General features: G+C 60.2%; 23 protein-coding genes. 5 read left to right on the top strand and 18 right to left on the bottom strand.

The genetic code is table 11. From position 1 onward, the window contains the following. Positions 1–142: 142 nt before the first annotated feature. The 3 genes from U4Z64_RS14070 to U4Z64_RS14060 form a co-directional block, all read right to left on the bottom strand. Positions 143–637 carry an HAD domain-containing protein gene (locus U4Z64_RS14070; RefSeq protein ID WP_321820274.1) on the bottom strand — a complete coding sequence of 165 codons (495 nt, stop codon included), beginning with the start codon at positions 635–637 and terminating at the stop codon, positions 143–145. A 273-nt stretch (positions 638–910) separates the two neighbouring features. Continuing rightward, positions 911–1,699, bottom strand: a complete 789-nt coding sequence (locus tag U4Z64_RS14065) for a metallophosphoesterase (RefSeq protein ID WP_321820273.1) — start codon at positions 1,697–1,699, stop codon at positions 911–913. A gap of 11 nt (positions 1,700–1,710) precedes the next feature. After that, the gene (locus tag U4Z64_RS14060; protein ID WP_321820272.1) at positions 1,711–2,154 is read right to left on the bottom strand and encodes a hypothetical protein; all 444 of its coding nucleotides are present in this window, start codon (positions 2,152–2,154) and stop codon (positions 1,711–1,713) included. 410 nt (positions 2,155–2,564) lie between these two features. Between U4Z64_RS14060 and U4Z64_RS14055 the strand changes: the two genes are divergently transcribed. Beyond that, the gene (locus U4Z64_RS14055) at positions 2,565–2,873 is read left to right on the top strand and encodes a helix-turn-helix domain-containing protein (RefSeq protein WP_011204883.1); all 309 of its coding nucleotides are present in this window, start codon (positions 2,565–2,567) and stop codon (positions 2,871–2,873) included. 735 nt (positions 2,874–3,608) lie between these two features. Next, entirely contained in the window at positions 3,609–5,582 is a 1,974-nt protein-coding gene (locus U4Z64_RS14050; protein WP_321820271.1) for a hypothetical protein, read from the top strand. Between the two features lie 270 nt (positions 5,583–5,852). Here the strand turns inward: U4Z64_RS14050 and U4Z64_RS14045 are convergent, their stop codons facing one another. The 10 genes from U4Z64_RS14045 to U4Z64_RS14000 form a co-directional block, all read right to left on the bottom strand. Next, on the bottom strand, positions 5,853–6,536 hold the full coding sequence (locus tag U4Z64_RS14045; RefSeq protein ID WP_321820270.1) for a phytanoyl-CoA dioxygenase family protein: 684 nt from the start codon (positions 6,534–6,536) through the stop codon (positions 5,853–5,855). A gap of 224 nt (positions 6,537–6,760) precedes the next feature. Beyond that, the gene (locus tag U4Z64_RS14040) at positions 6,761–7,798 is read right to left on the bottom strand and encodes a hypothetical protein (RefSeq protein WP_011204881.1); all 1,038 of its coding nucleotides are present in this window, start codon (positions 7,796–7,798) and stop codon (positions 6,761–6,763) included. Then, positions 7,795–9,051, bottom strand: a complete 1,257-nt coding sequence (locus U4Z64_RS14035) for a hypothetical protein (RefSeq protein WP_011204880.1) — start codon at positions 9,049–9,051, stop codon at positions 7,795–7,797. The genes U4Z64_RS14040 and U4Z64_RS14035 overlap by 4 nt, the downstream gene beginning before the upstream one ends. A 346-nt stretch (positions 9,052–9,397) precedes the next feature. Beyond that, the gene (locus U4Z64_RS14030; protein WP_011204879.1) at positions 9,398–11,206 is read right to left on the bottom strand and encodes a hypothetical protein; all 1,809 of its coding nucleotides are present in this window, start codon (positions 11,204–11,206) and stop codon (positions 9,398–9,400) included. After that, positions 11,206–11,691 carry an ABC-three component system middle component 2 gene (locus tag U4Z64_RS14025; protein WP_124453741.1) on the bottom strand — a complete coding sequence of 162 codons (486 nt, stop codon included), beginning with the start codon at positions 11,689–11,691 and terminating at the stop codon, positions 11,206–11,208. Before U4Z64_RS14025 ends, U4Z64_RS14030 begins: the two co-directional genes overlap by 1 nt. Next, the gene (locus U4Z64_RS14020) at positions 11,666–12,724 is read right to left on the bottom strand and encodes an ABC-three component system protein (protein ID WP_011204877.1); all 1,059 of its coding nucleotides are present in this window, start codon (positions 12,722–12,724) and stop codon (positions 11,666–11,668) included. Before U4Z64_RS14020 ends, U4Z64_RS14025 begins: the two co-directional genes overlap by 26 nt. Before the next feature lie 637 nt (positions 12,725–13,361). Then, the gene (locus U4Z64_RS14015; protein ID WP_011204876.1) at positions 13,362–13,688 is read right to left on the bottom strand and encodes a hypothetical protein; all 327 of its coding nucleotides are present in this window, start codon (positions 13,686–13,688) and stop codon (positions 13,362–13,364) included. Between the two features lies 1 nt (position 13,689). After that, on the bottom strand, positions 13,690–15,171 hold the full coding sequence (locus tag U4Z64_RS14010; RefSeq protein ID WP_321820269.1) for a hypothetical protein: 1,482 nt from the start codon (positions 15,169–15,171) through the stop codon (positions 13,690–13,692). Between the two features lie 68 nt (positions 15,172–15,239). Then, a complete protein-coding gene (locus U4Z64_RS14005) occupies positions 15,240–15,497 on the bottom strand; it encodes a hypothetical protein (protein WP_045606388.1) in 258 nt (85 codons plus the stop codon). A gap of 493 nt (positions 15,498–15,990) precedes the next feature. After that, positions 15,991–16,704: a hypothetical protein gene (locus tag U4Z64_RS14000; RefSeq protein ID WP_011204873.1), complete on the bottom strand. Its 714-nt coding sequence runs from the start codon at positions 16,702–16,704 to the stop codon at positions 15,991–15,993. A 1,067-nt stretch (positions 16,705–17,771) separates the two neighbouring features. Between U4Z64_RS14000 and U4Z64_RS13995 the strand changes: the two genes are divergently transcribed. Further along, entirely contained in the window at positions 17,772–18,482 is a 711-nt protein-coding gene (locus tag U4Z64_RS13995) for a hypothetical protein (RefSeq protein ID WP_321820268.1), read from the top strand. A gap of 110 nt (positions 18,483–18,592) precedes the next feature. On the opposite strand, the gene U4Z64_RS13990 is transcribed toward U4Z64_RS13995, so the two are convergent. Both U4Z64_RS13990 and U4Z64_RS13985 read right to left on the bottom strand, forming a co-directional pair. Further along, on the bottom strand, positions 18,593–19,567 hold the full coding sequence (locus tag U4Z64_RS13990; RefSeq protein ID WP_257773813.1) for a LysR family transcriptional regulator: 975 nt from the start codon (positions 19,565–19,567) through the stop codon (positions 18,593–18,595). Positions 19,568–19,764: 197 nt separating this feature from the next. After that, complete coding sequence (locus tag U4Z64_RS13985; protein WP_321820267.1) at positions 19,765–20,733, bottom strand: GlxA family transcriptional regulator; 969 nt, start codon at positions 20,731–20,733, stop codon at positions 19,765–19,767. A 116-nt stretch (positions 20,734–20,849) separates the two neighbouring features. On the opposite strand from U4Z64_RS13985, the gene U4Z64_RS13980 reads away from it, so the two are divergent. Both U4Z64_RS13980 and U4Z64_RS13975 read left to right on the top strand, forming a co-directional pair. Continuing rightward, positions 20,850–21,533: a DJ-1/PfpI family protein gene (locus U4Z64_RS13980; RefSeq protein WP_321820266.1), complete on the top strand. Its 684-nt coding sequence runs from the start codon at positions 20,850–20,852 to the stop codon at positions 21,531–21,533. 82 nt (positions 21,534–21,615) lie between these two features. Continuing rightward, positions 21,616–21,927 (top strand): cupin, encoded by a 312-nt coding sequence (locus U4Z64_RS13975; protein WP_321820265.1) that lies wholly within the window; start codon positions 21,616–21,618, stop codon positions 21,925–21,927. A 43-nt stretch (positions 21,928–21,970) separates the two neighbouring features. On the opposite strand, the gene U4Z64_RS13970 is transcribed toward U4Z64_RS13975, so the two are convergent. The 3 genes from U4Z64_RS13970 to U4Z64_RS13960 form a co-directional block, all read right to left on the bottom strand. Then, entirely contained in the window at positions 21,971–22,255 is a 285-nt protein-coding gene (locus tag U4Z64_RS13970) for a PAAR domain-containing protein (RefSeq protein ID WP_044844531.1), read from the bottom strand. 127 nt (positions 22,256–22,382) lie between these two features. Next, positions 22,383–23,585 (bottom strand): porin, encoded by a 1,203-nt coding sequence (locus U4Z64_RS13965; protein ID WP_321820264.1) that lies wholly within the window; start codon positions 23,583–23,585, stop codon positions 22,383–22,385. 114 nt (positions 23,586–23,699) lie between these two features. Continuing rightward, a complete protein-coding gene (locus U4Z64_RS13960) occupies positions 23,700–25,172 on the bottom strand; it encodes an amidase (RefSeq protein WP_321820263.1) in 1,473 nt (490 codons plus the stop codon). Between the last annotated feature and the right edge of the window lie 16 nt (positions 25,173–25,188).

The raw sequence follows: 25,188 nt of genomic DNA, 5'->3' as shown, positions 1-25,188 counted from the left end.
GAGAGCGTCATCGAAAACCCTCTTCAGGCCGCTCTTCGATTCGACTCGTGATTTCGCATGACGAATTTTCTTTCGCATCACCAAACCTCAAGTTCTGGTGTTATCAACAGCGCTTCCCAATGTCTACAATGACTCTTGCCGCTTACGAAAACGCCTGCCGCAACCTGCTTGTCAAAAGTTCGACCACAGCGGGGTCCCCTAATCCGGAATCGGTCTGGGTATGCACAAGTCGCTCCCAATGCGCATCGAAGCCATCCTTTCTGTCATCAATCGCCATCCATGTGAGAAGCGCATGACGGCGAACATAATCGAGCACTTGCTGGCCGCGCGACAACATGGGCCACAATTGCTCGTCGAACTCACAGCCTTGGTACGTTGCGCCGATGACCCTTGCGCGGAGCGATGGCGACGGCAACTGCGAGCAGGTGTAGTCGACGCCAAACCGGAACGCCCAATCGGAGGAAAGGACAACCGACACGTCTGGATACGAACTCAGTGCGTCGTCCAGTACGGGCAGGTACTCAAACAACTCGATGTGTCCGGGCGCACTGCTGACGATGCGACTTCCTGCAGCATACGAGTTGCCTCGATGCAGCACGCCATCGATATCGAGAAAAAGTATTTGACGGTCGTTCATGGTCTGCCGAGGAACGCCTCTGGTCTCCTGTACCAATCAATCGGAGGTCTGGTCTGGGCTGGCCAGCTAACGATGCGACAATTCAGGAAACAAGACTCGCAGTAGTCGCAGGACAATGCCCCGGATTCCATCAGCGCTCCTGCAATCGACCCGACTTATCTCAGCTATCGGGCGGATGCCATCCCAGTCGGTCGCCGATGCCCGGCTGTTTTCATAGACAACGCTCAGCCAAGCTGCAATTCGCCAGCACCGGTTGGGCGGTTGGTAATCTGCTTACACATCGATGACCTTCCTGGCGTCGAATTGGGCGTTTTCATATGCCAATGCCGGATTCGAACGGTTGCGGCGGCCAGGGCAACCGCGCGGATTGCATATCACGCGACAATTGCCAAGCCGGTAGTCGCTCGATAGATGAATATGTCCGTGAATCCACAGGTCGGCTTCCGAGACGAGAAACTCAAGATTGCTCGCAAACGCCGGAACGAGCGGATTGTTCTGCTCGTGCTGATGGATGGAACGAGCGCTCGGAGCGTGATGCGTGATGACGACTGTTTTCCCTGGGAATGGCTCTCGAATTTTCCGCACGAGAAATTCGAGTGCGGCTCGCTGCTCCTCGGCCGCATCCTCAGGTTCGAACCGACCATTGTTCGACTCGCGAATCCTTTGATGGTCGAGCATATGATTTCGCGCGTACTCCATCGCAGTGTTGAGGCACAGCGGGAACGCATGATAGTCAGTCCACATGGTGCATCCAAGGAACCTCACGTTGTTAAGAATGAGCTCGTCCTTCTCAAGCAACTTGACCGACGTCCCGACGGCTCTGCGCCGCAACTCAGGAAGGAGTTGCAGCATTTCGGTACCGTAAAATTCATGGTTACCACACACGTACACGACTGGCACGGGGTAGTCCGCGTAGAGGTCTATTGCGCCGGTCTGATTGTGAATGTCGCCGGCGAGGACGAGTACATCGACTGCGTCATCTGCGTGTTCGAGCCGGGCCGCCATCGCGGAGTTGGAGACTGCGAGTTCATGGTGCAGGTCGCTCGCAACTTGAATTCTCATTGCGAGCGACCTCAATCCACTGCTCGGGCATTAGGGGCAACCAATTCAGTGACCTTCAACTGGCTTGTGCACAAGGGCAGGTCGATTTCGAGGTATGCGAAATCGCCTTCGCCATCCCTGCTCAAATCCAGCATGACCGCCCGTCCATCCTCAAGCTCGAGTACCTGAAGGGAGGTGTCCGGTGCGTCCCGTACGGCAACCACGCGCCTGAGAGAGATATCTCCGACGCGTTTTGCCAGGCACAGGTACAAAACCGGCTGACGGCCTCGCGTGCTCGCAATCAGCTTTCTGGCACCTGAGTAGGTGTGGACAACGTAGGCTGTTCCTGGCGTCTCGCTGCCGTCCTCGTCGTCGTAACGCACATAAAACCAAGCGACGTCGGAAACGCGGACAGGCAACGGGAGCTGTGAAACAGAATGACTTGCATCCCCCGCCGATACGCCATTGCATTCCATTTTCTCGAACTCCCTGCAATAGCCCGGTCGGTGTTGCGGAATTCCGCCGTTCCACCCCGCCCTGCGGAACAGCCGGACGAGATGGAAACCAGCAACACCGGTCGAGCCGGTTACTTATAGTCAATGAGTTATCAATCAGGTAACAGCTAACGTCCGAGAGTGGGCGAGAACTTTTCAATCCTCTCAACAACGGCGCCGCCGCCGTTCATCGCTCGTGTCGCCCGGAGCGCCTTTTTCGATAAAGCGTGACCTGTGCAGCCTGCGATAACGCGCTGTCTCGCCGTCGCCGCAACAACAGCATCGGCCGCAGGCTTCAATGAGAGGATTGTAGATGCAAACTCTGTAGATGTAAACTCTGTCGACGTTTCGGCTGTAGATACAAACACTGCGTTCCGCCATGCTCTGGCTCCATGAACGAAAAGTTAAAGCCTGGGCAAGCAGCGCTCCGGAATCGTCTTTCCAGAAATTTGAAAAGAATCCGCGCGGCGCAAAACATTTCGCAAGAGGAACTTGGCGACCGCGCCGGGTTGCACCGCACCTATATAAGCCAAGTAGAACGCACGGTGACGAACGTCTCGCTCGACAACATCTACCTACTAGCGGAGGCCCTCGGTGTGGACCCTGCGGAGTTACTGGCAATAGAAAGGGAAGAGACGGGGATGCCGGCAGACGAGAAGAGTGGCAGGAAAAGTAGCCGGCATTCGCCTCCTAAAATCTAGGCTGCGGGGCCTTCATAAATGCCCACCTAGTCGGGCACTGGCTGTGAAGTAAATCGCCGCATAGAAACTTGCACGCTACGGCCACAGCCATAAGGAGTGCTGGCTCGATAGGTAAACCGAGCGACTCCGAGGTAACCAGAACATTTAAAGTGGCGGCGGCTGAAGTAGCTGTGATGAAAGTAATCATCGACGATGAATCATTCATCAAGGAACCGGCCGGTGTGCGCGTCGGCACATATGCAGAGCCCCTCTCACGAGAATCTCAACGCTGGCAGGCTCTCGAGTGCTGTCCTGTCCATCAAAGACTCTCAGTCTTCTGTCTGGCAATCATGGTCTTTCAAAATAGCGTGTGAGCTACGCGTGGCGCACTCCGGCGCCGAAGGCGCCCATCTGCCATAAACGGTTTCTGCCCCAAAACGTCAAACCCGAGAAGTTAAACTTCTTTCAAATAAATCCCGTTCTCAAAAGAGAGGGTTTTCTAGAAGATAGCGAACAGGTTTTATTCCGGCCTGAGTGCCGAGTTAGCACTCGCCTCAGAAGCAACGAGAGCGAGGAATTCGAGCGCAACGCAATCCGTCGAACTACCCCAGTCTCGCTCAGTGCATCCGACCGCCGGCCTGCTTTCCACAGCTAAAAGCGGTGGCTACATAGTGGACCGCAACGCCCTGCGTTTGCCACTCCGACGGTATAACGAATTCTCCACCATACGACTCATAATCGTATGGTGTGGCGAAGATGAAAATCTCGATACATTTCAATGACTTAAGAAATGTTCGTTACACCGTGACGTTCGCGGATAACGTAAGCACATGGCAATCGTCGCGGGGCTCAACCGATGTATCCATGCTGATTACGTACAACGATTTGATAACCCACCACAAGAAGCTTTTCACTGGCGAGGGGGGCGACACAGCGTCTCACGAGCAAATATTTCGAAATCACCTCACAACGCTGGCCTCCTATCTAGCGTTTGTCGGAAAGACAGTCGACTCAAACGTGGGCGTTGAAATGCTCGCCGAATTTGACGAACGTTCACGGAAATATCTTGAACAACTACGACTTGCACGGCGGACCATTTTGGACAGGCGCAGCCACCTTCGTGCATGGCGAGAGTCCGTCAAAGTTCTCCGGCATGCTGGCGAAGACGCGAGGCTGGCGAATCGTGAGAATGCGAAGGAAGGCGCGTTTCATCAAGCGCTGCGCGCCGCGTTTGCATCACAGGATGAGGCCCCAAAATCAATCGCACGCAAAGCCGGCGCCTCTCCCTCTGCCGTGGCACGGTGGATGAAGGGGGCACTACCCAATCAGCGCGCCCTTCCCTCACTAACCCGTATCGAACGTGCCCTCGGTCTCGCCAAAAACACACTTCGGGACCTACTACCGCAATCTCGTTTACGCGAGCGCTCTGCGACGCAAAAATCCAACGCGATTCCTTATCGCGCTCGTCACAAAGCGCGCACTCAAGACTCGTATGCGCTTCGTGAAGCTGACCTGTCCCCTCAGTTATTTCACGAATGGCGGGAGTTCTTTAGATACAAAACGGCTACTTATACGCGCCTTCAACGGACTAGGCGCAGCGTTTGGCGTCTGCTGCCAAAAGCGCAAATCGCCAAAAAGCTTTGCGCCGCCGCGCAGCAAGGCGATTCCGGTTGCGTGACAGCTGACATGACATTCGAGCGCGTCCGGCAATTTCTTGGCTTTCTTTGCAGGCCAATCGCGGAAGATGGCATGGGGCTAGCGAAATCCGACGTGATGACGCTCGCATGGCTCGCTGTGCCAGAAGCAGTTAATTCCTATTTGGAATTCTTGACTAGGCGCTCAGCAGGAATCGTGCACAGGGGACAAAAGAATTTTGCCAGCTTGGTCTGTAGTCTGACAGCAAAAGACACTGGATATCTGACCCAGCAACAAAGTCTAGCGCGACGTCTCCCAACCCAATTCGTGAGCGACTCGTTTGAGACGATGTGTGCGGAGACTCATCGACTTGCGCGAGAATGGAAGGACCACGCTAAAGGAATGTCTCGAAATCCCAAGGACCCGATACGTGCTTTGTTGGCACTCTCCGAACCGTTGGCACCTATCTTCCGCGCTATCCGCTCGTTGGACGAACTGGCAGCGTCTGCCGCGCCCGGAAGTCTCGACGAAGCGGTCCACAAGCGGGACGCGCTTCTGCTTTCGATGATGGTGGCGAATCCGCTGAGGCGGCGCAACTTTGTTCTCATGACATTCGAGGAGGACGGTTCAGGCAATTTGTATCGGAGACACGACGGCTGGCGTCTTCGTTTTGAAGCAAGCGACTTCAAGAACGAGCGTGGCGCAGCACAGTTCGCCTACGATGCACCGCTCCCACGTTACCTGTCCGCGCGCATCGAGGAATACCTGGAGGAATTTAGGCCACGCCTACTCAAGTACAACCCATCTGCGCTCCGGGTCTTTCCCAGCCGCAAAGGAACACTCTGGGAAAACCTCAGCAAGCATTTCGAAAACCTGACCAAAAGACTAATTCCCGAGACGCCGGGATTCGCACCGCATGGAATGAGGCATCTGGTGCCCACCGACTATCTTCGCAAACATCCGAATGATTTTCCGACTGTCGCGCAACTGCTTCACGACCGACTTGAGACCGTTATTGCGAATTATGCGCACCTTAGACAGGACGACTCATTCTGGCGGTTGGAGGAACATCTCGAAAATATACCAAAAAAATAATATTTCCAAACGCACCTCTTGCGCCGACAGCCGCAAGAGGCTCACCGCCACATGGCTAATGCGGCCTACTCGAATGCTGTTCTCATTTCCGTTGCTGCTGTTATGTCCCGGCTCCACGCTGATGGCTCCACTGCCAGGTGTGAGTCTGCTTGAGGAGGGAGCGGGTTTGGCACGGTCGAAAGCATCGCGGCGCCCGCCCCGGGCGCCAGCGAAGAAGATAGCCTCGGCACTCGACTCGCTGGGCAGCGCCCGACACTCAACGTAACCGCTTCAATACACGCGAAGATAGACTGCAATGCGCTTGCCGTCGGTAGTCCGTTCGGCATTTGCGTGTGGGACGTTACCGTCAACGATGAATATTGTTCCGGCTGCGCCAAGTAGTGGCTGACATGCAGCATTTCCTTCCCTACATGCCTGTGCAACTTTCTCTGCTTCATCGAAGCGCCGGGCATCTCGTAAGTTGGCGATGGCTACCCGCTCACCAGGCCATACCATCAGCGCCCCATCGCCTTTATCGAGAACGTCGGTCAAGTAAACGCCAACGATAGCACGAGGGGTATTCGGTTCAGACTCATTCTTACTGTATCCATCGATATGTGGGGTTGGCGACGGAACACCAGGCTCGCGCACAGCAATCTGTGCGGGGCCACACCTCAACTCGTCTCGTGATTTAAGCAAGTCGCTCGCAGCCTCGAACATCTGACTTACCAAGCGATTCAGCGGCAAATGATTACGATTACCAGACATCCACTGTTGGTACGCTTCGGAGACCATCGATGGACATGCCGTAACGTAAATCACACCGTCGCGCTCATTCTCTGTCTTACCAGGGCAGTAGGCTCTGGTGACCTCTGCAAGCAAGCTTTCTCTCAGCTCAACAGGAACAAGGTTCGGTACGATGGAATGTCCATTCGCCCTAAAGGCGCTACCCGCCACGTCATATTCTTTTGCCATATGTGTAGATGGTCATACTTGAAATCGGTCTCGGCAACCTGCTATTCGCTGCCAGTTCAAAACCGTCAGCCTGCCTTTACTGACGGTTGCCATGCTGGGCAATTTCCTTATCGCTCAGACAACACCCATCGCGAGTTGAGTCTTTTGCCCCGTGGACAAGCCCCTGTATCCCCAATAGTACGGACGGACCGGAAGGCCGACGCTCCGACCCGAAACACACAATGTCAGACCAATACACGCTTTCTGTCGAGACCAAAAAAGTCGCACAGGACGCCCAATACGCTTTGCGCCCCCGCTGACAGGCGGGAAGGTGAATAAAATTCGAGGGCAAACGCACCAGCCTCGAATTCGCGAGCTGCGTCGAAAAGGGCGGTCTGGGCAACGTTTCGCGAAAAGAAATCCGCCAGAACGTCAGCGCGCAAGTCTCCGGCCTGAGTGGCAAGCTCTCGTTCCAGTGTTTCTCTGAGTCCGGGCTGTGAAGCAACGCTCGCGACCAATCCGGCTGCGACCTTGCCAATCTTTTCTACAAAGGTGCGTCCGGCCTTGCCGTAGCGAAAGCCATTCTCCAATACCGCTCTGCGCTCGTCCTGCTCGAGGGTAACGTGGTCACGCAACAGGAAGTCGAGCGAAATCAGGAACAGGGAACATGAAATATATGCGAGTCGCCATGCGGACGGGTCCTTGAGCCCCATCGAACTGGCTTCCTTCAGGAAGTACTCGATATCCATGAGCCAAGCGTTACACCCGTCGAAATCGAGCGAATCCAGCACCCTGGACTTGCTTTGCTCGTATCGCCCGCGCCAGTCACCGCCCAGCTTCCCGAGCGATGAATCGTCGATGAACCGCACAAACTCCTCTTCCGTCAGCCGCTGCAACTGGCTTTTCTCGCTGCGCTTCAGACGCGAGACGAAGTGGCCATCCAGCACTCGAACATCATGCTTGAGCCCGAACTCCCGGACGTCCGGGCGCGCATCCGTCGTCGCCACCACACAGGCGTCAAGTCCCAGCACATCCTGCAAACCCTTGGCCCAGAAGATGCGCTCGAGCGCCTGCGGCGTCTTCTTGTCCTTGATGTCGACGTTCACACGTTCCCGGCTGAGCGGTGAGTTCAGTCCATACAACCACAAGTCGATGTCCGTGACATCGAAATCGTTGTATTTGAACTTAGCCCCCCTCAGCACGAAATAGCCTACGCCGAGGAAATAATTGCGTAGCCGTTCTTCCGTTGCCGGTCCCTTGGGTAGTTGGTCCCGGTCAATCATTTGCCGAACCCTCCTGTCCTTAGTTCATTCAGGATGCTCGCCGTGTTCATTTTTACCGCCTCGGTCACGTTCTTGCGCTGCACTTCCCGGGTCTGCTCCGGCGTTCCATATTCTGTGACACGTGCTCCGGGCATTTGTGCCACGCTTTCCGCCGTGATATCGCCGTCTTCGATGACAGCGAGCGCAAGCCGTCCGACTTCCGGTTTAAGCAGTTTCATCGTAAACATGCCCTTATCAGCAGGCGTCACCTGCACGACGCCACGATATTCGAGCGCCTGATAGTCGCTTCCGATGGCGGTAGCCGGGCCCACCTCACCGCCTCTGATAAGCTTATTCATCAGCAGTGAAATCGCCTGGATGCGCCCTCGGTAGTAGCTACTTTGCGTCATGCCATAGGTCAGCGAAGCTACAAACGCTTTGGCAAGGTCCAGCGCGTCGTCGGCGATGGAATTGCTGAACTTGGAAAACGCTGCTGGCCGAGTGACGAAGTAGCTCTTCCCGCTATCATTGCCAACAGCGTTGACATCGAACATGCCAATCGAATGGAGACTCTTGAAGAGTTCTTCACCCAAGACCTTCGTGGCCGATGTCAATGGCAGGCACCCTGCGGACTGTAGTTGTGCATTCAGTTCCTGCACTAGTCCCGCCTCATTTGGCTTTAGCGTCGAAAGGACTCCATTGATGCGTCTTGCATCATCGCGACGAAATAGATTACCGTTAAACAGCAGTTTTTCCGAAGCCGAAATAGGTTCGGCATCGAAGAAACCGATTCCAGTGCCAAGCCGAAGGGTGTCGCTCACCTGTTGGCTGGACAGCTTGTGTGTGTCGGCCAGGAGTTCTGACGCATGCCGGTCCGTGAGCGGCGATTCGGATGCGAGTTCCGATAGGTCAAGCACCGCATCCTCGAAAGCCTCCCTATCTGATTCCTCGAAGATAGTCGACGTGTGCTCGAGAATCCGGTGTCCGCTCAAACCCAGAACCTCGACGTGTGTTGCATTGGTATTTATCAGCCGCTGTCGCTCCAGTTCCAGGAGGATGGCGGGAACCTCGGTCTTTGGACTCAAGTGGTTTGCCTGCGCGAGACGGTCGACTCGCCGACGCGTCAGCTGAGACTGCCCGTCTTCGCCAGCAAGCGCTGACAGCAGGATGCCGCACTTGCCCGAAAATCCGATTGCATCAAAATCTTGGTTGGTCGTCGCCTGCACCTTGCGCGAATGGTGGACCAGCCACGCGCCCCGCGTTTTCTTATCCATGAGTCCTCGCTTCTCTCAGATGCGCATCGGAGCGGCTGATTCCCTTCGGAACCCGCAGCGGGCCGCGCTTTTTGCTTCCTCGCGTAAAGTAACGCCCGTCCGTGCGCGTTTGTAAAGTTATATTCAGTTCGGCGAGGGACTTCCGCTCACGCCGGTCACAGCCTGCAGACCTGTAGCATATCCAGGTGTGCGGGAACGGAACAGTGCCAGCAGCAACCTTGCCGCCGCGCGTGTCCGCGAAGTTTAAAGAACGCGCTGCTGGGCATTCGCCGGTTGTATGCAGTAACGACAAGTACGTTTAAGCGAAGCCCTTGTGAGGCTCACCGGCCGTCGGCCGGAGTTCTCTTCACGACGGAAAGAAGCCCCGTCGGCCCGCGCCGCCCGATTCACCGATAAACTCAGTGTGGGGGATTTGTTCGAGTAACGCCGTCGAAGGTTCCTCGTTTTCGAGCACGATAACCTGCCCCGACTCCTGACGAGCGGCTAGCCACTCGTAAAAGCGGTCGGCCACCGTCGTGTCCAGCAACTCCTCGCCCTTCCCCCCGTGTTTAGGGTCCTTATAAGTGACGACAGGAGAGTCGACTGCTACAAATCCGAGATGTGGATTACCACTCTGCAACGCGTGCTCCATCAGCGCCACCACATACGCCGTCAAAAAAATCCCGCGCTTTCCTTTCCCGAAGGAAATTCGATTCCGCTGATTTATCTGTATATCCACATTCTTCTCGTCGAAGTGCACCGCCTCGACTCCCGGAACTCCCCACTCTGACAGCAAGGCTTTGATGCGATTGCAAACACTCACCGCATCTTCGGCCACGTTTCGGTCTACGGTTTGAGTTTTTCGTTTGGTAAGTTGTGAGTACTCTTCACGGCGCTTGACCAGCACGTCGACACGGTCCAAGTCGCGCAATACGAGCGCCCATTCCGTTCTCTGCGTGGCCAGCGCGCTAAGGCCGACGCCATCCGCGCCAGGCGATTTCGCGAACAGCGCGTCCTGCTCGGCCAAGTTGTCCTCTTCCCGTTTGCGCACTTCACGAAGGTCTACCGTCAGGCTCTCAATGTCGTCATCGAGTTCGCGAATCGCTGACGCAAGACCGTGCTGAAGATGCGAAATTTTTTGAGACTCTGCGCGCGCTGCCTCGGCCATCAGCGCAAAAGAGTCGTTCTCCGCGTGCACATGTCGCGACTGCACCACCAACGGCGTATCGCACAGCGGACAGGGCTGGGGAGCAAAAACGTCCATCACCGACGCGGCCGTTTCGACGGCCTCCAGCCGCTGAAGGTCACTCGAATACTTCTCTCTGAGAAGTTCGAACCTCGTGCGGGCTTCCGTCAGTGCAATGCGCTCATTGGCGATGCGCCGGACCTCTCTTTGCAAGTGCAATCGGTCACGCTTAAGCTCATTTAGCGCGTTTTCATTGCTCCGCAAGAACGTCTGCAACTCCTGAATACGAGTGTCCAGCTTTGCCATCGCTTCAAGTACGTTCGATGAACTAACGTCCTTGGGAAGTCGCGCGTTTAGTATCGCCAGCTCCTCGTCGACTGCTTCGACGTAGCCACCGGCACTCGCCCGTTTGGCGGCTGACGCGACCAGCGTCAGTCCTTCGTCGTCGTGTCCCGTCAGAATGACCGCACCACTGGCGCGTCTTCGTGTCAGCAGGTTTGTGTCCGTTCCAACCAACGGTTTCAAGTCAAGAGTTTCAATCTCGTCAAACAGACTGAAGTGGCGCAGGTCGCCCGCCGCAAGCCCCTCGCGCTTCCCAGCTTTGACCAAAATTCGCTTTTCCGAGGCACCGCACAGCTGCGCCAAAACGACGGCTATCTTTCGCGGCTTGCCTCCGGGAACTGCGCCCTGAGGTGGGGTTTGATGGTAGCCATCGCATACCGCCTCGCTTCCGTCTACGAGGTCCCGAAAGAACGTCAACTCTTCGCCAGCGGCCGACTTTAACTGGAGCGCAAGTCGGGTATATCCTGCTGAGAACTGATTTTCGCGAGGCTTTCCTGAGGAGCCAAGTCCATAGCGCAAGCTCTCAAGAACATACGACTTACCTGTATCGGTCGGCCCGAACACGAGATATGACCGTCCGGCGAACAGCAGTTCTGCTGGCTCCCGGCCTGGTCCGGTGACGCACAACCTGTGAAGCTGAATACTCATCAACCCTCCAAGATGTCGGAGCTGCCATCGACGAAATGGGCTCCCCATCGCAATCCGCGCTCGACAAACATAGCCTCTATCTCGCTTGCCGAGCAGCTCCCGAAAGTGTCCGCCACCCAGCGACTTCGCTCCGCCAATACCGCTCCGTATTCCCCGGCAATCAGTCCGACAAGTGCTGTCGCACTCTCCCCCGCCGAATACCAGATTCCGCCAGCGTCAACTTCTATCGACACGTGGCCCCTGGTGGACATCAGGTAAAGCCCTTGCTCGATGACATCTCGCCTGGAAAGGTACTCACCATTCCGGAGCGGCACTGGCGTATGAAGGCTGCTTGGGCCACCAAGGTCAGCTGAGTAAATTGCCGCATAGTCCAGATAGACAAGTGTCTGCAGGTCCGCCTTACGAGGATGCAATGCGAGCAGCAAGAACACCATCCGGACGCCAAGCTCGAATGGACTGTTAAACACTTTCGCCGTCTGCTTCATCGCTTTCGACCCATTGGGCCCGACCTTGATTTGCGAGATGATGACAACTGCCCTGCAGGTCGCCGGACCTGAGGCGCGCCCGTAACGGGTTATTCATTATCTGCAACACGTTTGCTGTTTTAAGAACGGAGTGCAGGCGAACGAATCCACTTTCGTGCGGAAAGGTCAACTCTGCCCCAATCCCGTTTTCCACCTCGTCCAGGAGCGCTTCAAATGCCCCAGGCAGCTTGTCACGGCTAAAGCGGTGCAATCCCTCCGCTGAATAAAAGAGCCGCCTCTGCGCCTTGAAGTGCGCCCCGTGCGCGGGCGGAATATCGGGCACGTCATCAATCTTCACCTGTGCATGCTCGGCATATACCCGCAGCAATGCGGTCACATACGTCGACTCGCTAGAAACCGGCTTTGGAGGCACTTCTGGGTCATTTTCTCGCGGAGCGAGGACTCCGAATCGCGCCCAATACGAAGCTGTATCTCTCTCGTGGATTGACAGCAGTTCCATGGGTGGCAGACGCTTCACAACGTCAAACGGGAATACCTCAATGAACTTTTCAAGGTCGGCGTCAAGGGGTTGTTTGAACTTCCCGAACTTGCCCCCTTTCTTTCGCCAGTCGTCGAGAAGTCGTTCCTTCAGTCGTACCGGATTCTTGAGCAGGTCGAAAAGCGTTGTGCCAACGTCCCTGCTTGCACATATGAAATACTTCGCAGGGCGCGTATAGTCTTCACGCCAGACGCACGTCACGAACTTTGCAAGCTCTGGAAAAAACTCGCTGGGCGTCAACGGACTATCGTAATGTTTTGCCTGATAGAGGTCCCAGGTGCCCGCTGCCGGATATTCCTTCGAGTACCCACATACGTCACGACCTTTGTCTCCACTCCCCCCGAGAGCCACCACTTCAACATAGTTCCCCTCCTTCTGAAGTTGACGGACGCATTCCTCGATAAAGTCTTCCCACTCGCCCTCGTGCATCAACAGTAACCGCTGCTGTGGCGAAATGGCGGCAGGACCAGGATGGAAGACACTTGGATGGTTCATAACGAAAACCCGCAAACGATTTTCAAGCGCTGCCAGCGGGAACGCTCAAGGCGGCATGTTGGCATTCGAAATACCACGTCGGCTGTATCGACATGCGATTGGAGCGCCGGCGCGTGCAAGACCGCTGTTTATCGGCGCATTTCTCTAAACCTTGAGAATGATAGCGAACACGGCGGAAATCAAGACCGTCGTGTCTCACCTAGTCAAGGATGCAGAAGGCACGCTCTCGTGCCGCAACAGCTCAAAAACCGATATGCCCGTCAAACGTCGAAGGTAACTGCGCGGCATCATCTTTGAGACGAAAGCTCGCTTCATGAGGTTACGCGCCACACGCGGCCGATTCAAGGAGCATGTGACCTGCGCCCGACATTAGTCCGATACGGCGGGACAGTCCGAGTTCAATCAACTTGGTAGCACCAAAGCGCATAGGCCTGCCTAGCTCTACGATAGTAGATGCGTTCGCTTGGCGCGGCGGCGGGCGGCTCCCTCAAAAGCAGCGGTCAGTAAATCTGCCTGCCTCGATGCGTAACGCCGAGCTATCACCGCGTCGCGCAACGAAATCCACGTCTACGATAGATAGGCCGTAATGCCAGAATTCCAGCGCGGACCGCAAATGTCGCTCGCCTTGCGTCGCAACTTAGCGAGAGCCACTACCTCTACCGGCCGCTTGCACATACCCCTCATCGATGAGGCGTCGACACCCGGCAGACACCTGCAGGGCCGAAACGAGGTCCGCCTTATCGATATCGAACCGGGCCCCAAGCTCTCCTGCAAGCTTGAATCCAGCCTCGAGGCTCACATGCCGGATTGCTTCACTGTAGGTACGCCCAATGACGTAGCCAATCCTGTACTCCGGAACCCTCGATTCGATTTCATGGAGCGGCGCGTCCTCAACGGCCTCCGCCCCATGTTCGAAGCCAAGCGCGAACGGGCTGCGCTGACAAGACCTGTTCTCCTTTGCCATTTCAGACAGCCACTATCGCGCCATTTTCTTTCTGCTGCTCGATATAGGCGGCTACTTGTGTGAACAGGTTCAGAAGTTCCTTCGACGTGCGTCCCTTAACCGCAAACTCGAATAGCTGTTCGTGGTACGCACGCTTGATGGTCTGAGTTTCTGCATGTTGACGGACACTTTCGGCACGCAGGTCCCAGCCTTGATTCGAAAAAAACATCTGACCGTAGACCTGTTCGATGAGTTCTTCCGCATGGATGGGCAACATCAGGCCATCTCCGCTGTCCAGTGTCGAAAATGCCGGGTATCTTGAGCTGTTTTTATTATGCTTGGCGGGAAACTCCTTGAGAGTCTGGACAGGGCGGAGTTGTGATTTTCCGCCCCAATAACCCTTGACGTAAAAAACGCTTACCGTCGCCATGGCGAAAATAAACAAATTCTCGGGGCTCCCATGGGCCAACTCTGCCTGCTCTGGCCCACAGTTTCCTCCCCGGTTCGCCTTATACCGTTTTTGCACTGACTCAGTTAGCTGTACCGCCCGGTCGATGTCGTGGGGCGTCATGACCCGCGCGAAGAAATCCTCCTTTTCACGTAGCCATCCCTTTGCACCAAACCATCGTGACAGCAGCTCCGCAAGCCCCGTCCACTCGGCTCCCCGCGTCGGTACTTCGTCGGGTACCATCCAGATACCACAGCCATTGAGCCTGCTGAGGAACTGCGCTGCTACTGTGGCCGACTCTTCTCCTCTGGCGTCCTTCGCGCAAGTCTCCCAAAGCGCGCGGTTCACCGACAGATTCACAGCGACCCGTGCCCGCAGACTATCGGAAGCTTCGCCTGCCAGGCTGGCATCCTTGCACCAAGCGTCGACGTTCTGCTTCATGAATTGAAGCGCATCACGGGAACACCGTTTGTCTTCGTTGGCTGGCAGCGCGACGCTTAGAGGCAATCCCAGGGCTTTGTGGCGCCGCCCTGCAAAAAGAGTAATCTGGAAACCGAGCAGTGTATCTAACCAGTTGATGGTCTCCATGAACGCGATATCCCCACTGAAGGGCAAGCTCTGCGCACCTTTCGACTTGAACTGCTTGGGAGCCTTCCATTCGGTCATCGCCGCGTAAGGGCCGCCGGGCTCGTGGAGTTCCTTCAACAGCTTCTCACGCTCTCCCGCCCACAGCTCCGCAGTCTCTTTGTCCTTGCCGGTTAGCAAGGGCGAGAGATACCGCATCGACGCGAAGTCGCGGGGTGTGATACGGCGCTCGCCGGTTGGTCCAACATCCCATGCATCAACAGGCAGCTTCGCAAGGAGCGGCGCATTCCACTTGTGGGCCAGCGTATTCGACGCCTTCCGAAAAAGTCCGACCAGAAAACTTACATCGTTCAGATGCCCGTCATGCAGAATTTCGGATGCCGTGCGCTCCTCAAGCGAGAGGATGTCCGCGAGATTTTCTCGCGCCCGGCGGAACTCTTCGTCCGTGTAGTTTTTCACGTCTTTGACCATCGCGCTCTCCACTTTCGGGTTGAATTGTTGCCGACCGGCGTGTTGCCGGCCGGCCTCCCGCGTCTAACTTAGTCGGGCTCGTGGATGTCTTCACCGTCACCGCAATCACCGTCATCCGGGCCGTTGCATTCGTAGCAGTGCCCCTCGATAAACCCGTCACGGCGGATGTCACCGTCGTCCATCTCATCGATGTGCGTGCAGTCGTTCAGCGCGAGGGCTTCATCGCTGACGTAGCCCTCGAGCATGGTCGGATTGTCCTGCGGGCAGGTATCGCACGGAACCGGGCGGTGATTTTTGTCGTGTCTGGGCTGGGTCGAGCCGTACATGGTAATCCCCAAATGAAAAATTGAATGTCGTCTCGCGACGGATTGGTGTGTGGCGGTTTCATTTGAGCAAATTACGCAAAGAAAAGCTCGGGCCGAAATGCACACACCCCCTCGGTCGCCCCGCAGACAAGGACATCGCGTAGCACAATGCGTCCCGCAAACTAGACAGATGCGTCCGCAGAACTCGTACGCGCTACAAATGGCGTGCTATGCCTTGCTAGGCTGGCGTACGGCCTCGCATCTTCGCCGCTACTGGCGTGCACCGGCGTCCCGAGCGAGTCAAGAAGCGAGACTCGATTTCCGGTGCTACATCGTGGTGATAGATGGGGTCTGACCGTCGCCACCATCGTACGCAAAGGGATTCCGAATTGCGCCACGCACCCATTCCTGTTGACACGGGCGACGACGTGCTCACGATTGCCCGAAACATCTTTGCAGGTCGACACCGCTGGTCGAGGCTTTGCGCCGGCAACTCATGGAACCTCTGCGGGCTTTACGTCGCGGGCTCCAGCGCTACCGCTCGCGACCGCCGCGCACGGCTGTCGATGTATTTCAGGGCTACTGCGGCGAACGGTATGTTCAAACGCTGGAAACAGCGCCGGACGGCCTCCTGCTTCATGGCAAGCGCGGGAATCATGGCATCTCGAAAAGCGTCTGCCTGTTGCCGCAGCCCCAGTTCGTCCACAAGACTGTCAGCCGCCAGGATTTGCGGTCCCTCCATGAGCACATGGTGGGTGAACAGCCAGTTCACCAGCGCGTGCCGTCGCCTGTCATCCGGCACGAGTGGATTGACACGGATTTCTTCAAATTTCCTTGTCATGACACCGGCCCAATACTCCCGCCGCCCGGGAAACCGGAAAATTTCTTCGGGCACGATGACAAGATGCTCAAGACCGTTATCGAGGTTTGTCAGCCCGCGCTCCAGCTCCGGCGTCCAGTCGTTGTAGTCTTCGTTCACCACTATCTGGGGGACACCGTCGACCAGAAACCGGCGGATATGCAGTAGTTCGTGCATTACGGACGCGGGCTGGAAGGACTCCTCCCCGGATACCAGAAGTGTCGCGCCATGTTCGTCAACGTGGCAGGCTACGGTTGCGCCTCGTGCGGGGTCCACTTCGACCTGAATGACGAGACCGCTCTGCTGCTCCGTCCCTTGCACGAGTGTCTGGAGGTCGTCCGGCAGCTGACGCAGGTAATGGTCGTCCATGGCGCGGCTCCGTTCGGGTCAGATTCTGCAAGCCTACGGCACGGTCCGCCCTTCCGTCACGTCGTACGTTTGCACGCAAGGCGTAGCCCGGGCAGCGATTCACCTGCGGGAGCCCTAGCATCCGACGGCAGCATCAACTACCCGGCGGGCACCCTTCCCCGGGACAACGGCAGGAGGCCTTCCAGCGGGTCCATTGAACCGACCCTGCGGGCCGAACCAGAACCAGAACCGGGACCCGCGAGCTACCACTTGTGCGTGCCGCCGAGGAGTGCCAAGATGGTTACAAAATCAGAGTTAAGTCTTTGTTTTTAAAGGACCGGCTTTATACTAAGCGAGAATCTCACCGCCGCCGCCAAATTCGAAGGCGAGGTCAGCCGAGCCAATCTTGCAAAAGCTGCCAATCTCAGAGCGGCTTGCGGTTAGCGAGAGGTTGGGTGAAGCTCCGGCGCATTGGAACGTACCTTGTCCACGACGCTCGCAAACAAGCATTTCGGTCGCTGGTTATGGAAGGACGTGCCTTGCGGCAGCGGTCCGTTTCTGGTACAAAGTCTCGGTACAAAGCGTGATGCAGTCGGCTCGATAACCCTTTGATTTGTTGAGGGTTATGCTCTCTGGACGAAGCTGGGAGCCTCCTCCCTGATTCGCCACCAAATGCGAAAAGCCGCTGTTCCGCAAGGATCAGCGGCTTTTTTCATTGCTCCGCGATCCGCGCGCGGCATCCATCGCCCTCCAGCCGACCACGCGGCGCCACGCACGCGACATCCAGCATCCGGTTCGCCCGAGTCGCGCATAGGCACGAGCGACCTCCGTCCTCCTCCTGCCAACCGAAATCCAGCGCCATTCATCACGCCGGGCCCATCCGTTCGGCCTCGCGAATCATCGTCGTCGACTACGTGCGTTACAGTGCGGTTCGAACGCCGAGCACCGACGGGCTCGCGGCCATCCCGATTTGATTCGAACCGAGGCAATCGGATCCGGTCGGCAACACAGATAACAACAATCCCATGACTGAACACAACGAATCGAAGCACGACCAGTCCGTTCGACGTACGCGAAAACCGTGGCTGGTGGCGGGCGTCGCGATCGCGGTCGCTGCATTTTTCGGCGCGCGCTTCATGACGACGCGAGACGATCTGGACAAGCGCACGATCGACGACATCCTGAAAGTCGCGCTCGCGGACAAGAACACCGCGCCAACGGACGCCTGCGTCGGCCTGGCCGGCGCCGAACTACCCGCGGACGTGAACGCGAAGGAATTGCTGAGAGTCGACGGTGTGGTGAGAAAGGACGTGCAGGCGTTGATCAACCGTGGCCTGATTACCGTGAAATTCAACGCGGGCCGGGGCAAGCCGACGATCAGAAATCCGGACTACGAGCCGCATGACACGAATGTCCCGCTGAGCCAAATCGAGCTCACGCCGGCCGGCAAGGCGTTCTATCGGTACAGGGAATTCGAGAGCAAGGACGCGTCCGCTCCCGGCGGGAGTGTCCTGTACATGATCAATTTGTTCTGCGCGCACGTGACCTACGGCGGCGTCGAGAAATTCATCGAGCCGATGAAGAATCCGTTCGACGACAATCCGCACCTGGTTTCGTGGGTCAACTTCCTGTGGAAACCGGATCAGCATGCCACGCCGTGGCTGGCAGACCCGGACCTCATGGACTCCCTGTCGTTCTACCCCGAAAAGGATGGCTGGGCGCACAAGGGGATTCTCATCGAACGGGACGACAACGGACACTGGGCGCTCGGCGACAATCCGTACGCGATCCGCTGGTAGACGCGCGATTGCGCGGCACGGCTCACCAGCCTGACGACCGATGAAGACGAGACGAGGCATTCACGACCTCACTCATCTTCATCGTCAACGCCCGGCAGCGTACCGCCGCCCTAAGCGACCACCGCCCCGCGCTGGGCGTCGGGCACCTCCGCCCGCACCTTCCCCCGCCAGTTCTCCCCGCCCTCCAGCGCCGGCGTCGACTCGAACAGCTCCGCGATCCAGTCCGCGAACACGCGCACCTTCTGCGACAGATGCCGGTTGTGCGGATACACGATCGAGATCGGCTTGGGCTTCGGATTGCAATCGGGCAGCACCTCGACCAGCGTGCCGTCGCGCAGGTTCGGCAGCACCATGAACAGCGTCGGCTGGATCATCCCGAACCCTTCGAGCCCGCACGTCACGTACGCATCCGAATCGTTCACGGTGACACTGCCGTTCATCCGCACCTCGACCGGCTTGCCCTCGATCATGAACACCCACGGAATCGCCCGCGCGCCGTGGCTCGCGCGGAAATTCACCGCATGATGGTCGGCCAGGTCGGCGATCTCCTGCGGCTCGCCGTGACGCGCGAGATAGTCGGGCGACGCGCAGGTCACGCGCTTGAGCATGCCGATCCGGCGCGCGACCATCGACGAATCTTCGAGCGGCCCGACCCGGATCATGCAGTCGATGCCCTCCTCGACCGGATCCACGTAGCGGTCCGCCAGGCCGAGGTCGAGCGTGATGTCCGGATAGCGCTGCCGGAAGATCGACAGCGCCGGCAGCACGACGCGCCGCCCGAGCGAACTCGGCATGTGGACGCGCAGCACGCCGCTCGGCTTGCGGTTGCCGGTCTGGAAACTCGCGTCGGCTTCCGCGATCTCCGAGATGATCTTCATGCAGTGCTCGTAATACGCGGCGCCCTCCGGCGTCAGCGACAGCCGGCGCGTCGTCCGGTGCATCAGGCGCACGCCGAGCAGCGCCTCGAGATTCTGGATGATGGTCGTGACCGACGCGCGCGGCATCGCGAGCGTGTCGGCCGCGCGCGTGAAGCTGTTCGCGTCGACCACGCGGGTGAAAACTTCCATTGCCTGGATGCGGTCCATGCTGCGCCCCCTTCGAATCGCCAACGGAACAGAATAGAGCGCGCAACGCGCGCGGCACAAGCCCCCGCCCATTGTTCTCCACGCCTGAACAGTCACGGCGTTTCGGATTGGAAAGTGATCGGGATTCGCGCAGTTCCGAACGTCGACGGCTCCGTCCCCGGTTGCCACGCACGGCACGCCCGCCGCGCATCGGCACGTTACCGCACGAACCGCTCGCGATAGCCCTGCGGCGACACGCCGAGCACGCGCACGAAACTGCGCCGCAGCGTCTCTTCCGAACCGAAGCCGCACCGCGTGGCGATCCGTTTGACGGGCCACGCGGTTTCGCCGAGCAAGCGCTGCGCAGCCTCGACGCGAATCTGTTCGACCGCGCGCGCGGGCGTGCGGCCGGTCCCCGCGCGGTAGTGCCGCACGAAGCTGCGTTCGCTCATGCTGACGCGCTCGGCGAGCGCCGGCACCGACAGGTCGGCCGTCAGGTGCTCGGCGATCCACGCATGCAGTTCGCCGAAGCGGTCGTCGGTGCGCTGCATCGACAGCATCGCGCTGAATTGCGCCTGCCCGCCCGGCCGCTTCAGGAACACGACGAGTTCGCGCGCGGCATCGAGCGCGATCGCCCGCCCGAGGTCCTCCTCGACGAGCGCGAGCGCGAGATCGATGCCGGCCGTCACGCCGGCCGACGTCCACAGCGCGCCTTCGCGGATGAAGATCGGATCGGGCTCGACGCGCACGTTCGGATAGCGCGCGGCGAATTCGTCGCAGCGCGCCCAGTGCGTGACCGCGCGCCGCCCGTCGAGCAGGCCAGCCTCGGCGAGCAGGAACGCGCCGGTGCAGACCGATGCGACACGTCGCGCGCGCTGCGCCTGCCGCCGGACCCAGCGCACCGTGCGCGCATCCCGCGACGCGGCCTGCACGCCTTTGCCGCCGGCCACGATCACCGTGTCGGGCCGCCCGGCCGAGCGCAGCGAATCGGCCATCACGACGAGCCCCGAGGACGTTTCAACCGGCCCCGCCTCGGCGGCCACGACGCGCGGCGCATACGGCGCGGGCCGGCCGCGCTCCTGCGCGAGTTCGTTGACGGAGGCGAACACCTGCAGCGGCCCGGTCACGTCGAGCAACTGCGCACGGGGGAACGCGAGGATCAGGATCGAGCGCGGGGCGGCTGGCATGGCAGTTGGCTGAAAACGTGGGTGATCTGGCAATTTCGCCAAACACTACGCGCCTAGAATCGATCTGTCCATCGTGCGCCGGCCGCGGCGCCTCCCCTTCCCTTCGGAGTGTTCGCATGACCCTGCATATCGGCCTTCTCGTGTTTCCGGGCGTCCAGCAACTCGATCTCACCGGCCCGCACGACGTGCTCGCATCGCTGCCCGACGCGGCGGTTCATCTGGTCTGGAAATCGCGCGACACCGTCGCGTCGAGCAGCGGCCTCGCGCTCGCGCCGACCTGCACGTTCGACGACTGCCCGCCGCTCGACGTCATCTGCGTGCCCGGCGGAATCGGGATCAACGAACTGCTGCTCGATGCCGAAACGATCGCGTTCGTGCAGCAGCGCGCGGCCGCCGCGCGCTACGTGACGTCGGTCTGCACGGGCGCGCTGCTGCTCGGCGTGGCCGGCCTGCTGCGCGGCCGCCGCGCGACGACGCACTGGGCGTTTCATGCGCTGCTCGCGCCGCTCGGTGCGGTGCCCGTGCGCGAACGCGTGGTGCGCGACGGCAACCTGATCACCGGCGGCGGCGTGACGGCCGGCATCGACTTCGCGTTGACGATCGCCGCCGAACTGGTCGGCGACGAAGAGGCGCAGGCGATCCAGCTCGCGCTCGAATATGCGCCCGCGCCGCCGTTCGATGCAGGCTCGCCGGATACCGCGCCGGCATCGGTCCTGAAGCGCGTGACCGAGCGTTCGGCTGCGGGGCTCGAGAAGCGGAAGCAGACGATCGACGCAGCCTTGCGCGCGATGTCGCGCTGATCCCCGGTACACGGAAACCGGCGCGCGGCCGTGCAGCCTGCCCGCGCTCCGCAGCCTTCACATTCACGGACCGGACCTACCGATGAACATCATCCGCAGCACCGCGTTCACCGCACAGCGCGCATGGGGCGCGCTGGACATCGCGAACCTGAACGGCATCACGGTCCGCCTGCACTGGACCGATCAGCCGTACCGGTGGCACGTGAACGACGGCGAGGAAGTCTTTGCGGTGCTCGACGGCCGCGTCGAGATGCGTTACCGCGAAGCAGACATCGAGCACGCGACGGTGCTCGAAACCGGAGACGTCTTCCATGCGACGGTCGGCACCGAACATGTCGCGCATCCGCTCGGAGAAGCGCGCATTCTGGTGATCGAGACCGCAGGCAGCGTCTGACGACGGGCGGCGCGCCGCGCGCGTCGCACTGAGTCGACGGGCATCAGCCCGAGATGGTGCCCGTCCCCTGCGACGGGATCAGCTTCGGCTGCGGCGCGCACAGGCACTGGCACAGGTCGTGTTCGAGCGCGACGACCTTGCCCATCACGGTCATCGTCCGCTCGCCGCCATCGGAGACGATCACCCCCTGGGTCTTGCACGCGGCGCAGAACACAGGCGCGCCGAGATAGGCAAGCTCGCGGCCGTCGAACGACGAATTGGCGATCCCGTCGAGCACGACGCCGCCGTGATCGGTCGTGTCGCCCTTCAGAATGAATTTGCGGCTCATGGTTCGGCTCTCCCTCGGAAACGCCGCGCAGCACGGCGTCGGGCCGCGTGCGGGCAGTCGGTATCCGCCCGTCGGTCGCGGGCGTTTCGCGAGGATATCACCGCGCAGCCGCTCGCCGTCGCCCTGATCAGAACTTGTGGCGCATGCCGATCCGCGCCTGGAACTGCCGGTCGTTCGCGGAGGCGCCGGGGCCGTTGATCGCCGCGACCGCCGCATGCCCGGTCGAGTCGGTGCCCGACGCACGCTGGAACACGGCGCTCACGTAGACGTCGGTGCGCTTCGACAGGAAATAGTCGAGCCCCGCGGCAACCTGGTGATACGTCGCGCCGTCGCGGCCGTCCACGCCGCCGCCGCGCGTGTAGTCGTACGCCACGCCGCCGAACAGGTAAGGCGTGAACTGATAGCGCACGCTCGCCTCGGCGTTGTTGAACACCGCGTTGCCGGACACGCCACCCGGATTCGGCCCGGACGACAGATCGCCGAGCTGGCGAAACGACGTGTTCGTGTACATCGCGCCGAGCGTCACCGCGCCGATCGCATAGGTGCCGCCGAGCGCCACGACCTGCAACGTGCGCGCCGACGCATAGCCCGAATACACCGGCGACAGCATGTTGTTGCCCGGCACGCCGCCCACGGTCGGCGCGGGGCTGCCGGTCGTGCCGAAGAACGACACGTTCGGGTTGCGCGCATTCAGGTAGCCGGCCGCCACCGCGAGCGGCCCACGCGTGTAGCCGGCCGTGGCCGACCACACCTGGTTGCGCGTCGTCGCGCCCGCCACGCCGCCGACCCCGTACATCGCGGCGACGCGCAACCCGCCGTAGTCGTTGCTGGTGAACTTGATCGCGTTGTTGGTCGAGTTCGCGTTGTTCACGTTGTCGAGGTCGCCGGGGTGCGCGACCATGTAGCCGCCGAACAGCGCAGCGGCCTCGAGCGGGCCGAGGAAGTCGACGTTGGTGTCGTACTGCCGCCCGAGCGTGACGGTGCCGAACGGTCCCGACAGCCCGACGAACGCCTTCTTGCCGAAGATCAGCCCGCCCTGCCCGAGCTTGCCGGTGCTCGGATCGAACCCATTCTCGAGCGTGAAGACGGCCTTCAGCCCGCCGCCGAGATCCTCGCTGCCACGCAGCCCCCAGCGGCTCGCCTGCTGCACGCCGCCGAGCATCCGCAGCGCGGGCTTGCCGCTTGCCACGCCGTTCGCGCCGGTCACCGCGACGTTGCTCGAGTAAGTCAGCCCTTCATCGATAATGCCGTACAGCGTGACGCTGCTCTGTGCGTGCGCCGCACCCGCGATCAGCGCGACGCCCGCGCCTGCCAACAGCCGTTTTTTCATCGAGAGATCTCCATTGCGCGGGTCGAATGGCCAAACGCAGGCGTGCGCGCCCCCCGCAGGCGCGCGGCCCGCCGGCACGGACCGGAACGGTCCGCTATCAGCCGGGAAAAGTGGTCAGCGCAGCGCGTCGGCGACGACGGGCGGCAGCATCCGGCGACGGCCGGCCGCGACTTCGTACGCATGGCCGAACTGGAGCACGCCCCAGTCGTCGCGGTAGCGGCCGACGATCTGCATGCCGATCGGCAAGCCGGTCGCGGAGAAACCGCACGGCACGGACAGGATCGGCGCCTCGGTCGACGACAGCAGCCAGCACACGCGCATCCAGTCGATGTAGGTCGTGTTCGCGATACCGAGCACGTCGGCGGGCACGCGCAGCGCGGCGTCGAACGGCATCACCTGCGTCGTCGGCAGCACGTAGAACGCATAGCGCTGCATGAACGCACGCATCCGGTCGAACAGCCGTGTCTTGCGCACGAACATGCGGCCGAGATCCGCGGCCGAGAGCGACCGATGCAGCCGGTATTCGTCGAGGAGTTCGGGCTTCAGCGCGGCACGCTGCCGTTCGTCGAAGCCGTCGACCAGCGTACCGATCATCCAGGCACGCTCGATGCGGAATACTTCTTCGGCGTCCGAAAGATCGGGATCGTCGAATTCGACTTCGCAGCCGAGCGACGCGAACACGCGCGCCTGCGCATCGACGGCGCGCCGGATCTCCGGATCGACCAGCACGCCGGGCAAGCCGCGCGACATCGCGATGCGCGTGCCGCGGAAATCGCGTTCGAGCGGCTGCGCGAAGCGCGCGCCCGGCTCCGCGATTTCAGTCGCGGTTTCGCCGCTCGGCCCGGCGATCGCGGACAGCAGCAGCGCGGTGTCGGCGACGTCGCGCGCCATCGGCCCGTCGACACCGAGCGTCGCCCAGCCGTTCAGGTCCGGCGCGCGCGGCACGCGGCCCGGCGACGGCCGCAGCCCGACCACGCTGTTCCACGCGGCCGGGTTGCGCAGCGAGCCGCCCATGTCGCTGCCGCATGCGAGCGGATTCATCCCGCAGGCGAGCGCCGCGGCAGCGCCGCCGCTGCTGCCGCCCGCGGAACGCGTCAGGTCCCACGGGTTGCGGGTCGCGCCGAACACCGCGTTGAACGTATGCGAGCCGGCGCCGAATTCCGGCGTGTTCGACTTGCCGATCATCAGCGCGCCGGCACTCGCGCAGCGGCGCACGATCAGCGCGTCGTGCTGCGGCACGTGATCGGCGAACAGCGGCGAGCCGAAGGTCGTGCGCACGCCGCGCGTCGCGGTCAGGTCCTTCTGCGACACCGGCAGCCCGTGCAGCGGCCCCACCCATTCGCCGCGCGCCCAGCGTGCGTCGATCTCGCGTGCGCGGGCACGCAGCGCATCGGGATCGACGACGGTGACGAGCGCGTTCACGCGCGGGTTGACCGTCGCGATGCGCGCGAGATGCGCATCGAGCAGGTCGCACGCGCTGATCTGCCGCGCCTTCAGCAGATCGAGCATGGTGCGTGCGGGCAGGTCGCACAGGTCGCCGGCGGCGACGTCGGCCGGCGACGACGAAAACGAAACGGTGGTGGTCATGGGCGAATGGAAGAAA

This window comes from Burkholderia sp. BCC1996 (assembly GCF_905339955.1).
Classification (GTDB): Bacteria; Pseudomonadota; Gammaproteobacteria; order Burkholderiales; family Burkholderiaceae; genus Burkholderia.
Note: the sequence above shows the minus strand (reverse complement) of the source record. Positions and strands in the feature narration are given on the sequence as shown.